Here is a 12,379-nt window from a genome sequence, read left to right on the forward strand (position 1 = left end):
GCCCCCCCCCCCCCCCCGAAACTCTCGGTACATGACGACTGCGTGCGTCGTTTCATCGCCCTGGTCGATGAGTGCTACGACCGCCGCGTGCCGCTGTATCTGGAGGCGCAGGTGCCGCTGGATCAGCTGTATACCCAGGGTTCTCTGGCCTTTGCGTTCCGCCGCACCCTCAGCCGCCTGCGCGAGATGCAGCTGCAGTGCTTCGCCGACGCCTAGCCTGCTAGCTGCGATCGGCCAGCACGCCGATCAGGAAGAACACCAGCAGCAACACCGGCGCCAGGGTGTAGTTGTTGAAGTGGCCGAGGCCCTGGGCCAGCCAGGGGGTGAGGAAGACCATTGCCAGGCCGTAGCCGACCGCGCAGATCAGGACGAAGATCAGGGTGCGGAAGAAGAAGTTGAGGCCGCCGATCGCGCGCTGCACCCAGGCATTGATGCCGGGGCCGAACAGCACCAGCAGGGTGGCCATGATGGCCAGGGCGATGTCGTGCAGGTGGCCGCGGCTCCAGCGCGACAGGGTGGCGATCAGGTCGAATAGCAGGTCCAAGCGGGGTCCTTAGCGCCGCGTGGCGCACAGCAGGTCAGGGCAGAAAGTGTTGCAGCAGGTCGTTGAGAAACAGCTGGCCTTCGCGGCTGGCGACCAGGCGGGCCGGGTCGCGCTGCAAGAGGCCGCGCTGCTCGGCTTCCTCGCGGGCCGCGGCCAGTAGCCTCAGCGGCAGGCCGGTGCGCTGAGTGAACAGGGTGCTGGCGACGCCGTCCGTGAGGCGCAGCACATTCATCAGAAATTCGAAGGGCAGTTCGTCCGGGCCGAGCAAGCGCTCGCCGGCGCTGAAGGCTTTGCTTGGCTCCAGGTAGTCCTTGGGCAAGCGGGTTTTCCAGCCGCGGCTGATACTGCCGTCCGGACGGCTCAGCTTGGCGTGGGCGCCGGCGCCGATTCCGAGGAAATCGCCGAAACTCCAGTAGTTGAGGTTGTGCCGGGCCGCCTTGCCGGGCTGGGCGTAGGCGGACACCTCGTACTGCGCATAGCCGTGTTCGGCCAACAGCGCCTGGCCGGCTTCCTGGATGTCCCAGAGAATATCGTCCTCGGGCATCACCGGCGGCTGGTTCCAGAACACCGTGTTCGGTTCCACCGTCAGCTGATACCAGGACAGGTGGGTCGGGCCCTGGGCGATGGCGATGCGCAGGTCGCCGAGGGCATCCTCGATCGACTGCTCGGGCAGGCCGTGCATCAGGTCCAGGTTGAAGTTGTCGAAGCCGGCGGCGCGGGCCATGTCGGCGGAGCGGATGGCCTCGTCACCGTCATGGATGCGGCCCAGGGCCTTGAGCTTGGCGGCCTGGAAACTCTGTACGCCGATCGACAGGCGATTGATGCCCAGCGCACGATAGTCGCGGAACTTGGCCTGCTCGAAGGTGCCGGGGTTGGCTTCCAGGGTGATTTCGATATCGCTGGCGAAGGGCACGCGGCGCTCCACGCCTTCGAGCAAACGACCCAGTGCCTTGGCCGAGAACAGGCTGGGGGTGCCGCCACCGAAGAAGATCGAGGTCAGCGACCGGCCATGCACCTGGGGCAGGTCCTGGTCGAGGTCGGCGAGCAGGGCGTCGACGTATTCCTGTTCCGGCAGGGTCGGCCCGGCGGCGTGGGAGTTGAAGTCGCAGTAGGGGCACTTCTTCACGCACCAGGGAATGTGGATATAGAGCGCCAGGGGCGGCAGCTCGAAGCCGCTTTGGCGCCCCTCGCCCGTCGGGTGAAGGATAGGGTTCATGCCAGCCCCAACCGCTGCTTGAGCAGGGCCATGGCGCGGGCGCGGTGGCTCAGTTGGTTCTTCTCGGCGGGTGGCAGCTCGGCGCTGGAGCATTGGCGCTCCTCGACCCAGAACAGCGGGTCGTAGCCGAAGCCGTGCTCGCCGCGCGCGGCATGCAGGATGTGCCCGTGCCAGAGCCCTTCGCAAATGATCGGCAATGGATCTTCGGCGTGTCGCAGGAGGGCCAGGCAGCAGACGAACTGGGCGCCGCGCTGGGCGTCCGGTACGTCTTTCAAGGCATCGAGCAGCTTGGCGTTGTTCGCCGCGTCGCCCTGGCCATCGGCGTAACGCGCCGAGTAGATGCCCGGGGCGCCGCCGAGAAAGTCCACGGCCAGGCCGGAGTCGTCGGCCAGCGCCGGCAGGCCGGACACCCGCGCGGCATGGCGCGCCTTGAGGATGGCGTTTTCGACGAAGGTCAGGCCGCTCTCGTGCGGCTCGACGTCACTGAATTCGCCGATCGAGCGCACGCGCACGGCGACGCCGAGCATGGCCTGGAGTTCCTTGAGTTTGCCGGCGTTATGGCTGGCCAGCACGAGTTCGCTGAGTGGCATCATCAGTCGGGGAAGAATTCCTGGTTGAAGTCGAAGCTGTGCGTATTGCCACCGTCGGTCTGGATCTTGAGGCTGAAGCGCAGTACTTCCTGCTGCTCGATGGGGAACTGGGCCAGGTAGTAGATGGCCTCGCCTTCGGTGACCTGCTTGAACCTCAGGCCGTGGATCTGGCCGAGCAGGTTGCGCATTTCCCCGCTGACCCTGGCGGCGGTCGGTTGGCCGGCCTTGAGCACCGAGATATTGACTACGCCCTGTGTCTTGCTGCGGCTGAGGCCCACTGCAGCGGCGATCTCCGGTTGCAGGAAGCTGGAGTTGAAGGCGTTGTAGTGTACATCCAGGTCGCCGAAACTTTGCTTGCGTTCGGCAATTGCCGGCAGGCTCAGGCATAGGGCGATAAACAGTAGGGCGATGCGATACATGGTGGCTCTCCTCAGGATGGCCTGGTTGCCGGCGATATCAGTTGGCGCTCGGCCCGCTGATCCGGTAGATGCCGATCTCACCTAACAGATTAGGCCAAATGCGGCTGGCCCAACCGTGCAGATGATCGCGATCCACCGCCAGACGGTTCAGCACCCTGGCATTTTGCACGAGGCACAGGCGCTCGAAGTCCGCGAAGGTGCAGAAATGGATGTTCGGCGTGTTGTACCAGGTGTAGGGCAGGAAGTCGGACACCGGCATGCGCCCCTTGCTCGCCAGGTACCAGCGGCAGCGCCAGTGGGCGAAGTTGGGGAAGGTGATGATGCAGGTCTTGCCGACCCGCAGCATCTCCGCCAGCACCTTGTCCGGGAAGTGCAGGGCCTGCAGCGACTGGGTCATCACCACCACGTCGAAGCTGTCGCTGGCGAAGTTGCCCAAGCCCTTGTCGAGGTTCTGCTCGATGACGTTGACGCCCTTGCCGACGCACTGGGCGATGTTGTCCGGGTCGATCTCCAGGCCGTAGCCGCTGACCCCTTTGTGCTCGGCCAGCCAGGCGAGCAGTTCGCCATTGCCGCAGCCGAGGTCGAGCACCCGGCTGCCGGCGGGGATCCAGTCTTGGATGATGTCCAGGTCGGCTCTCATGCGCGCCTCATACTGCGATTCGGTTCATATAGCTGCTGAAGGCCTGCAGGTAACGCGGGATCGGGATCAGGAAGGCGTCGTGGCCCTGCGGCGCGTCGATTTCCAGGTAGCAGACGTTCTTGCGTGCGGCGATCAGGGCGTCGACGATCTCGCGCGAGCGTGCCGGCGAGAAGCGCCAGTCGGTGGTGAAGGACATCACGCAGAAGTCCGCCTGCACCCCGGCCAGGGTCTGGGCCAGGTTGCCGTCGAACGCCGCCGCCGGGTCGAAATAGTCCAGCGCCTTGGTCATCAGCAGGTAGGTGTTGGCGTCGAAGCGCCCGGAGAATTCCTCGCCCTGGTAGCGCAGGTAGCTCTCGACCTGGAACTCGACGCTGTGGAAGTCGTAGTTGAGCTTCTCGCTCTTCAGCCCGCGGCCGAATTTCTCGCCCATGGCGTCGTCCGACAGGTAGGTGATGTGGCCGACCATGCGCGCCAGCATCAGACCGCGCTTGGGGATCACCCCGCGCTCCTGGAAGTGCCCGCCGTAGAACTCCGGGTCGGTGAGAATGGCCTGGCGCGCCACCTCGTTGAAGGCGATGTTCTGCGCCGACAGTTTGGGCGCCGAGGCGATCGCCAGGCAGTGGCGGATGCGCTCGGGGTAGCTGATGGCCCACTGCATGGCCTGCATGCCGCCGAGGCTGCCGCCGACCACCGCGGCCCACTGGCCGATGTCGAGGGCGTCGGCCAGGCGCGCCTGGCTGTGCACCCAGTCTTCCACGGTCATCACCGGGAAATCCGCGCCAAAGGGTTTGCCGGTGGCCGGATTGACGCTGGAGGGGCCGGTCGAACCGTTGCAGCCGCCGAGGTTGTTGAGGCTGACGACGAAGAACCTGCTGGTGTCGATCGGCTTGCCGGGGCCGATGCAACTGTCCCACCAGCCGGGCTTGCGCTCGTCCGCGCTGTGAAAGCCGGCGGCATGGTGGTGGCCGGACAGCGCATGGCAGATCAGCACGGCGTTGCTGCGCGCGGCGTTCAGTTCGCCGTAGGTTTCGTAGACCAGTTGGTAGTCGGCCAGGCTGCGCCCGCAGGCGAGCGCCAGGGGGGCGGCGAAGTGCAGCACCTGGGGGGTCACCAGGCCAACAGAGTCTTGGGGAAAGGCAGTGGACATCGACCCTGCTCGCAGTAAAGGAAGTGCCGCAGTCTAAAGAGCGCCGCCCCGGGCGGCAAGCGTGCGGGGCGGCGGGCAATGTCTGGCCGCGGCGCGCCCGGCGCTCATTCGCCGACGCTGTGTGGCCGCGCCACGCCGGGCAGGTTGACCACCTTGCCCTGGCGCTGGATCGGCGCGGGGCGGCGCAGGCCGCGCAGCATCTCGCTGGCCTGGGCCAGTTGCTGTTGCAGCTCGTCGCGGTAGCCGACCAGTTGCTGGCCGCGCTGGCGGGCCTGTTGGGTTTGCTGGGCCAGGGCCTTGAGCCGCAACATGTGGCTTTCCAGCAGCTGTTTGTGTTCCAGGGTGTGTTGCATCAGCGGCATCAGCGCGTCGTTGGCCCACTGTCCGGCCTCGACCCGCAGGCGCTGGTGCAGGCCGATGACTTCCTGGACCAGGGTGGCGAAGAAGCGCCTGGTCAGGCTGCGCTGTTCGGTGAGCAGGGTTTTCAGGTGCAGGCGGAACTGGTCGGCCTGGGTCTGCAGCTGTTTGAGTTCGCGCAGGTAGCGCTTGACGTTGAACTGCGGCGCATCGACGCCTTGCAGCGGGTTCTCCTGGTTGTGCCGTTGGTAGATGGCGGCGACCATCTTGTTGGCCATCGCGGCTTCATGGGCCAGGCTGTCCAGGTCATGTTCCACCGCGCGGAAGAAGTGCAGGATCGCCTGGTTGATGCCCAGGGTGGTCCAGCTGCCGGCGAGGTTCTTGCGCACCTTGTTCAGGTGTTCGTCGAGGCGTTCCGCGCGCACGGCGATCTGCAGCAGCTCGCCTTGGCGCTTGAGCAGGCGCTGGTTGGTTTTCAGGCCGAGCAGGCGCTTGTGGTGCCGGCTGTGGTCGTCCTTGGTCCTGGCGGTCAGCTCGAACAGCAACTGACCGTTATCGTGCTGGTGATTGCTCAGCAGCGCCTGTTGTTCGTTGACCTTGTCCAGGCGCAGGTTGAGCAGGTGCTGGCTGCCTTGCAGCAGGCCCAGCACCTGATTGACCACGCGGTCTTCGATCAGGCGTTCCTTCTGGCTGACGATGCGCTCGCACAGCAGGTTCTCCAGGTTGCTCATCTGGCTGCGGGCCAGCAGTGCCGGATCCTGGCGCACCTTGGCCAGCAGCGCCTGCTTGGCCGACAGCGGCAGCACCTCGTCGGGGCGGATGCCAAGCTGCCTGGCCGTGACGCTCTGGATCTGCGCGATGGCGTTCTGCACGAAGGCTTCGCCGGCCAGGTCGTCCCAGAGGATGTCGATCTTGTTGAGCACGGCGAACAGGCAGGTCTGGGTGTCGTCGTCGAGCTGGCGAATATGCTGCTGCCAGACCGCCATGTCGCTGGCGGTGACCCCGGTGTCGGCGGACAGCAGGAAGATGATCGCCTGGGCGCTGGGCAGCATCGACAGGGTTAGCTCGGGTTCGCTGCCCAGGGCATTCAGACCGGGGGTGTCGAGGAGGCGCAGGCCCTGGCGCAGCAGCTGGTGATCGAAGTTGACCAGCGCATGGCGCCAGGTCGGCACCAGCACCTGGCCGGATTTGCCGGTGCTTTCCAGGGTGTCGGGGTGGAAGCCCAGCTGGATGGCTTGCTCCACCGGCATGGCTTTGCTCTTCGCCACCTGGGTGAAGGCCTGGATCATGTTGTCCGGGTCGCTGAGGTCCAGCGGGATGTTCACCCAGTGCCGGGGAATGCGCTTGAACTGGGCGACGCTGGCCTCGGTGGCGCGGGTTTCGATCGGCAGCAGGCGGATGTAGGAGCGTTCCGAGCGCGGGTCGAAGAACAGCTCGGTGGGGCACATGGTGGTGCGCCCGGCCTGGGACGGCAGCATGCGCTGGCCGTAGGCGGAGAAGAACAGGCTGTTGATCAGTTCGGTCTTGCCGCGCGAGAACTCGCCGACGAAGGCCAGGGTGATGTGGTCGCTGCGCAGCAGCTTGAGGGCGCGCTCCAGCTTGGCGTCCAGCGCCTCGGAGGTGAGCCGATTGTTCACCAGCCAGCTGCGGTAGCGCGTGATCTGGCGCATCAGCTCGCGCTTCCAGCCGACGTAGGCATCGACCTGTTGACTGAGACGTTCCATGCTCATCCTGGCGTTCCTCTGGCTAGCGCGGCTACGGGGCGGTGCGGTTAGCGGCGCGGGTCTGCCCGGCAGCGCATGGCGTGCGCCGATGCGCTGGGCTGGCGAGCATTATGCGGGGCGTGCAGGGGGTGTCAATTGGCTAGTATTTCGATCCGACCTGATGGTCGCTCAGGCGGGGCGAGCGGTCAGTTCGAGTGCTGCGGGCAGCTGCCGCGGTCGCTCGATGCGAACGCGCTTCTGCCGGCTTTGCTGGCCGCTTTCCAAGCTGACCTGGCGCTTGCTCACGGCAAAAGCGCCGGCGAGAAAGGCCAGCAACTGGGCGTTGGCCTTGCCGTCGACCGGCGGAGCGCTGAGGCGGATCTTCAGCCGCTCACCGTGCAGCCCGGCGAACTCATCGCAACTGGCTTTGGGCTGCAGGTGGCACTCGAGGATCAGGTCCTCGCCGTCCCAGCGATAGAAGCTCATCGGGTTCCCGGGCTCAGATCGCCAGGCTGAGGCCCTTGAACATGCCGGTCATCACCGCCAGGTTGCGCACCACCAGCATGTTGATCAGGTTGAGGATCAGGAAGGCCACGATCGGCGACAGGTCGAGCCCGCCCAGGCTCGGCAGAATGCGCCGGATCGGCGCCAGCAGCGGTTCGCAGATCTGGTTGATCAGTTCGGCCGCCGGATTGTGGCTGCCCTGGGCGACCCAGGACAGGATCACGCTGATGATCAGGGCGAAGAAGAACACCTTGATGAACAGGGCGGTGACGCCAATGATCGACCAGACCAGCAGTTGCAGCGGATTGTCCAGGCCATAGCCCATCAGCATCAGGACCAGGGCCATGAGCACCAGTTGCACCAGGATCGCCAGCACCAGCGAGGCCAGGTCGAGCCCGGCGAAACTGGGAATGACCTTGCGCAGCGGTTTGAGCAGCGGGTGGGTGGCGCGCACGATGAACTGGCTGAGCGGGTTGTAGAAGTCGGCCTTCACCAGTTGCAGGATGAAGCGCAGCAGCACGATCAGCAGGTACAGACTGCCGATGGTCTGCAGGATATACACGGCTGCGGTACTCAGTCCGATCATTATTGACTCCTTAGTTGGTCCATCTATTCATGGGCTGAGAGGTTCTATTGGCCAAGCTGCTCGGCCAGTTCCGCCGAGCGTTGGGCGGCGGCATTCATGGCCTGTTCGACCAGGGCTTCGAAACCGCCCGCCTGGAAGGTCTTGATGGCCGCTTCGGTGGTGCCGGCCGGCGAGGTGACGCGGCGGCGCAGTTCGCCGGCATCGACATCGCTGCTGGTCGCCATGCGCGCGGCCCCCAGTGCGGTGTGCTGGGCCAGTTGGGCGGCGGTGGCGCGTGCCAGGCCGAGTTTTTCGCCGGCGGCGGTCATGGCTTCGATCAGCAGGAAGAAATACGCCGGGCCGCTGCCGGAAGCGGCGGTGACCGCATCGATCAGCTGTTCCTGGTCCAGCCACAGGGCCAGGCCAACCGCGCCCAGCAGCTGTTCGGCCTGCTGACGCTGCGCCGCCGAAACCAGGCTGTTGGCATACAAGCCGCTGACGCCCTGGCGCAGCAGCGCCGGCGTATTGGGCATGCAGCGCACGACCGCACGGGCGCCGAGCCAGTTTTCCAGGCTGGCGCAGCTGATGCCGGCGGCGATGGACACGATCAATTGATCCGCGCCGAGCTGGCTGGCCAGCTCCTGGCAGACGGCTTTCATCACCTGCGGTTTGACGGCCAGGACGATCACGTCGGCGCCCTGGATGGCCTCGGCGTTGCTGGCGAAGGTTTCGATGGCGTATTCGCTGCCGATCTTGGCGCGTTGCTCGGCGCCGTGGTCACTGGCGCGAATGCTGCTGGCGTCGACGCCTTGGGCGCGCAGCCCGCCGATCAGGCTAGCGGCCATATTGCCGGCGCCGATAAACGCAATGCGGGGGGAAGTCATAAGAGGTTTCCTTTTTTATCGAGTCGAGTAGAGCGGCGCTTATGAATAGTCGCGTTCGCCAAACAATGCGGTACCGATGCGCACCCAGGTCGCCCCTTCGGCAATGGCGGCCTCGAGGTCATGGCTCATGCCCATGGACAGGGTATCGAGATCCAGGTTCAGCTCGGCTTGCAGTCCAGACAGGCGGGCAAAGGCGGCCTGTTGCGTCGCGCGGTCTTCGCTGGGTTCGGGAATGCTCATCAATCCACGCAGTTTGAGGTTGGGCAGTTGGCTCACCGCCTGGGCCAATGCAGGCAGTTCTTCGGGGCTACAGCCCGATTTGCTGGCCTCGCCACTGACGTTCACCTGCAGACAGATATTCAGCGCGGGCAGGTGCGGCGGGCGTTGCGCGGACAGGCGCTCGGCGATTTTCAGGCGATCCACCGAGTGCACCCAGGCGAAATGCTCGGCGATGGCTCGGGTCTTGTTCGATTGAATGGGGCCGATGAAGTGCCAAATCAATGGCAGATCGCTCAGATCGAGCTGCTTTTCCAGGGCTTCCTGCAGGTAGTTCTCGCCGAAGTCATGCAAACCGGCCGCATGGGCCTGGCGAATGGCCGCGGCGGGTTTGGTTTTGCTCACTGCGAGCAGGCCAATCGTTGCACAATCTCGCCCCGAGGCTTGCGCCGCCTCACGGATGCGTGCTCCGACCTTTGCAATATTCTCTGCTATCGTGGACATTACTTGCGCCAGCCGCCTTGGGTTCGCGGCATTCTACCGTCATTAGGGAGTCCCATGGATATCACTGAGCTGCTTGCCTTCAGCGCCAAGCAAGGCGCGTCGGACCTGCATCTCTCTGCTGGTCTGCCGCCGATGATTCGGGTCGACGGCGATGTGCGCCGGATCAACTTGCCGGCCCTGGATCACAAGCAGGTGCATGCGCTGATCTACGACATCATGAACGACAAGCAGCGCAAGGATTTCGAGGAGTTCCTGGAGACCGACTTCTCCTTCGAAGTGCCTGGGGTCGCGCGTTTCCGGGTCAACGCCTTCAACCAGAACCGTGGCGCCGGGGCGGTGTTCCGGACCATTCCGTCCAAGGTGCTGACCATGGAAGACCTTGGCATGGGCGAGGTGTTTCGCAAGATCACCGACGTGCCAAGGGGCCTGGTACTGGTCACCGGACCAACGGGTTCGGGCAAGTCGACCACCCTGGCGGCGATGCTCGATTACCTCAACGGCAGCAAATACCAGCACATCCTGACCATCGAAGACCCGATCGAGTTCGTCCACGAATCGAAGAAGTGCCTGGTCAACCAGCGCGAGGTGCACCGCGACACCCTGGGCTTCTCCGAGGCCCTGCGCTCGGCGCTGCGCGAAGACCCGGACATCATTCTGGTCGGCGAGATGCGCGACCTGGAGACCATCCGCCTGGCGCTGACCGCCGCGGAAACCGGCCACCTGGTGTTCGGCACCCTGCACACCACCTCGGCGGCCAAGACCATCGACCGGGTGGTCGACGTGTTCCCGGCCGAAGAAAAATCCATGGTCCGCTCGATGCTCTCCGAATCCCTGCAGGCGGTGATCTCGCAGACCCTGCTGAAGAAAGTCGGCGGCGGGCGGGTGGCGGCCCATGAAATCATGATCGGCACCCCGGCGATCCGTAACCTGATCCGCGAGGACAAGGTGGCGCAGATGTATTCGTCGATCCAGACTGGCGCCTCGCTGGGCATGCAGACCCTGGATGCCTGCCTGAAAGGCCTGGTAGCCAAGGGCCTGGTCACCCGCGAAACTGCGCGGGAAAAATCCAAGACCCCGGATAACTTTTAATTCGTATCTGGCCAGCCGCGAGGTTGGCCGAGACCCAGATCGCTGGTGAGGCACGCGCCCCGGCAGCTGGTGGTTGGTCAAGCGCGTGACAGTGATGGGCGAGACAACGCATGGAATTCGAAAAACTGCTGCGCCTGATGGTAGAGAAAGGCGGCTCCGACCTGTTCATCACTGCCGGCGTACCGCCGTCGATGAAGGTCAACGGCAAGATCATGCCGGTGACCAAGAACCCCATGTCGCCCGAGCAAACCCGGGAAACCGTGCACTCGGTGATGAACGAGCAACAGCGTCGCGACTTCGCCGAGAGCCACGAATGCAACTTCGCCATCAGCGCCCGTGGCGTCGGCCGCTTCCGGGTCAGCGCCTTCTACCAGCGCAACCTGGCCGGCATGGTGCTGCGCCGCATCGAGACCAACATCCCGACCCTGGATGACCTCAAGCTTCCGGAAATCCTCAAGAAGCTGGCCCTGACCAAGCGTGGACTGGTGCTGTTCGTCGGCGCCACCGGCACCGGCAAGTCCACCTCGCTGGCGGCGATGATCGGCTACCGCAACAAGAACAGCAGCGGCCACATCATCTCCATCGAAGACCCGATCGAATATATCCACCAGCACCAGAGCTGCATTGTCACCCAGCGCGAAGTCGGCATCGACACCGAGTCCTTCGAGGTGGCGCTGAAGAACACCCTGCGCCAGGCGCCGGACGTGATCCTCATCGGCGAGGTGCGCACCCGCGAGACCATGGACCATGCCGTGGCCTTCGCCGAGACCGGCCACCTGTGCCTGGCCACCCTGCACGCCAACAACGCCAACCAGGCGCTGGACCGGATCATCAACTTCTTCCCGGCCGACCGGCAGAACCAGGTATGGATGGACCTGTCGCTCAACCTCAAGGCGATTGTCGCCCAGCAACTGATCCCGACCCCGGACGGCAAGGGCCGCCGCGCGGTGATCGAGGTGCTGATCAACACCCCGCTGGCCGCCGACCTGATCCGCAAGGGCGAGGTGCATGAGCTCAAGGCCCTGATGAAACGTTCGACCGAACTGGGCATGCAGACCTTCGACCAGGCGCTGTACAACCTCTACAGTCAGGGCGAAATCACCTACGAAGATGCGCTGCTCTACGCCGACTCGGCGAACGATCTGCGCCTGCTGATCAAGCTCGGCTCGGAGTCTGACGGCGATCACCTGGCCCACATGAGCGATGGCCTGTCCCTGGAAGTCGCCCCCGAAGATCCCGGCCGGCGCTTCCGTTGAGCTAGCGACCTTTGACCAGCCCGCGCTCGCGGGCTTTTTTCAGCGAGCAGTAAACCCGGCGCGGTCTTGCCGGTCTCATTGATACCATTCAGCAGCGCAGGAGCAAGGCATGGACGTAAGACAGGACACCCATAGCAAGGTCATCGGTTATCTGCTGTGGATCTTCGGGTTTCTCGGTGCGCACCGCTTCTATTACGGCAAGCCAGTCACCGGAACCATCTGGTTCTTCACCCTCGGTTTGCTGTTCATCGGCTGGATCATCGACCTGTTCCTGATCCCGGCGATGGATCGCGAGGCCGATCTGCGCTTCACCGCCGGCGACACCGATTACAACGTCGCCTGGATTCTGCTGACCTTCCTCGGCATTTTCGGTGTGCACCGCATGTACCAGGGCAAGTGGATCAGCGGGATCCTCTACCTGTTCACCGGTGGTCTGTTCCTGATCGGCGTGCTCTACGATTTCTGGACGCTGAACGAGCAGATATCGATCAAGAATGCCGAGCGCGAATAAGCCGCAGTCTCCGGCGATCGAGGGCTCGTGGGAGCGTCACTTACGCCAGAAACAAAAAACCGCCAATTGGCGGTTTTTTGTTTCTGGCTGATCCTAGGAGCCTGTCGGACTTAACGCTGTTCTACTGCGGAAAAGCCGGATTTGGTCATTTTTTGCTGCTTTCCCTCGTTAAATAGCCAGCTATTCGCCTCGGAAAAGCAACAAAACTGCCTCAAACCGGACTTTCCCTCGCTA

General features: G+C 64.3%; 15 protein-coding genes. 4 read left to right on the top strand and 11 right to left on the bottom strand.

All coding sequences use genetic code 11. From position 1 onward, the window contains the following. Nucleotides 1-216 (top strand): AFG1/ZapE family ATPase (zapE, locus tag ABZE94_RS15375; RefSeq protein WP_372876370.1); only part of this gene is annotated, 216 nt, incomplete at its 5' end. Between the two features lie 4 nt (nucleotides 217-220). Here zapE and ABZE94_RS15380 read toward each other — a convergent pair. The 11 genes from ABZE94_RS15380 to ABZE94_RS15430 form a co-directional block, all read right to left on the bottom strand. Further along, the gene (locus ABZE94_RS15380; protein WP_318962096.1) at nucleotides 221-544 is read right to left on the bottom strand and encodes a DUF3392 domain-containing protein; all 324 of its coding nucleotides are present in this window, start codon (nucleotides 542-544) and stop codon (nucleotides 221-223) included. A gap of 34 nt (nucleotides 545-578) precedes the next feature. Next, a complete protein-coding gene (hemW, locus tag ABZE94_RS15385; protein WP_372876371.1) occupies nucleotides 579-1,760 on the bottom strand; it encodes a radical SAM family heme chaperone HemW in 1,182 nt (393 codons plus the stop codon). Next, the gene (gene rdgB, locus ABZE94_RS15390) at nucleotides 1,757-2,353 is read right to left on the bottom strand and encodes an RdgB/HAM1 family non-canonical purine NTP pyrophosphatase (RefSeq protein ID WP_372876372.1); all 597 of its coding nucleotides are present in this window, start codon (nucleotides 2,351-2,353) and stop codon (nucleotides 1,757-1,759) included. The genes hemW and rdgB overlap by 4 nt, the downstream gene beginning before the upstream one ends. Continuing rightward, on the bottom strand, nucleotides 2,353-2,769 hold the full coding sequence (locus tag ABZE94_RS15395; protein WP_372876373.1) for a DUF4426 domain-containing protein: 417 nt from the start codon (nucleotides 2,767-2,769) through the stop codon (nucleotides 2,353-2,355). The genes rdgB and ABZE94_RS15395 overlap by 1 nt, the downstream gene beginning before the upstream one ends. 37 nt (nucleotides 2,770-2,806) lie before the next feature. Next, nucleotides 2,807-3,409 carry a methionine biosynthesis protein MetW gene (gene metW, locus ABZE94_RS15400; protein ID WP_372876374.1) on the bottom strand — a complete coding sequence of 201 codons (603 nt, stop codon included), beginning with the start codon at nucleotides 3,407-3,409 and terminating at the stop codon, nucleotides 2,807-2,809. Nucleotides 3,410-3,416: 7 nt separating this feature from the next. Further along, complete coding sequence (locus tag ABZE94_RS15405; RefSeq protein ID WP_372876375.1) at nucleotides 3,417-4,556, bottom strand: homoserine O-acetyltransferase; 1,140 nt, start codon at nucleotides 4,554-4,556, stop codon at nucleotides 3,417-3,419. 104 nt (nucleotides 4,557-4,660) lie between these two features. Further along, entirely contained in the window at nucleotides 4,661-6,643 is a 1,983-nt protein-coding gene (locus tag ABZE94_RS15410) for a dynamin family protein (RefSeq protein WP_372876376.1), read from the bottom strand. A gap of 162 nt (nucleotides 6,644-6,805) precedes the next feature. Then, on the bottom strand, nucleotides 6,806-7,102 hold the full coding sequence (locus tag ABZE94_RS15415; protein ID WP_372876377.1) for a DUF167 domain-containing protein: 297 nt from the start codon (nucleotides 7,100-7,102) through the stop codon (nucleotides 6,806-6,808). 13 nt (nucleotides 7,103-7,115) lie between these two features. Further along, nucleotides 7,116-7,706, bottom strand: coding sequence for a YggT family protein (locus ABZE94_RS15420; RefSeq protein ID WP_372876378.1), 591 nt, complete (start codon nucleotides 7,704-7,706; stop codon nucleotides 7,116-7,118). A 44-nt stretch (nucleotides 7,707-7,750) separates the two neighbouring features. Further along, entirely contained in the window at nucleotides 7,751-8,569 is an 819-nt protein-coding gene (gene proC, locus ABZE94_RS15425; protein WP_372876379.1) for a pyrroline-5-carboxylate reductase, read from the bottom strand. 39 nt (nucleotides 8,570-8,608) lie between these two features. Further along, nucleotides 8,609-9,289, bottom strand: a complete 681-nt coding sequence (locus ABZE94_RS15430; protein WP_372876380.1) for a YggS family pyridoxal phosphate-dependent enzyme — start codon at nucleotides 9,287-9,289, stop codon at nucleotides 8,609-8,611. 54 nt (nucleotides 9,290-9,343) lie between these two features. Between ABZE94_RS15430 and ABZE94_RS15435 the strand changes: the two genes are divergently transcribed. The 3 genes from ABZE94_RS15435 (at nucleotide 9,344) to ABZE94_RS15445 (ending at nucleotide 12,145) form a co-directional block, all read left to right on the top strand. Next, entirely contained in the window at nucleotides 9,344-10,378 is a 1,035-nt protein-coding gene (locus tag ABZE94_RS15435) for a type IV pilus twitching motility protein PilT (protein ID WP_372876381.1), read from the top strand. A 110-nt stretch (nucleotides 10,379-10,488) separates the two neighbouring features. Next, nucleotides 10,489-11,634, top strand: a complete 1,146-nt coding sequence (locus tag ABZE94_RS15440; RefSeq protein ID WP_172148724.1) for a PilT/PilU family type 4a pilus ATPase — start codon at nucleotides 10,489-10,491, stop codon at nucleotides 11,632-11,634. 109 nt (nucleotides 11,635-11,743) lie between these two features. Next, nucleotides 11,744-12,145: an NINE protein gene (locus ABZE94_RS15445; protein WP_372876382.1), complete on the top strand. Its 402-nt coding sequence runs from the start codon at nucleotides 11,744-11,746 to the stop codon at nucleotides 12,143-12,145. The last annotated feature ends 234 nt before the right edge of the window (nucleotides 12,146-12,379 follow it).

The organism is Pseudomonas sp. (assembly GCF_041601375.1).
Lineage (GTDB): Bacteria > Pseudomonadota > Gammaproteobacteria > Pseudomonadales > Pseudomonadaceae > Aquipseudomonas.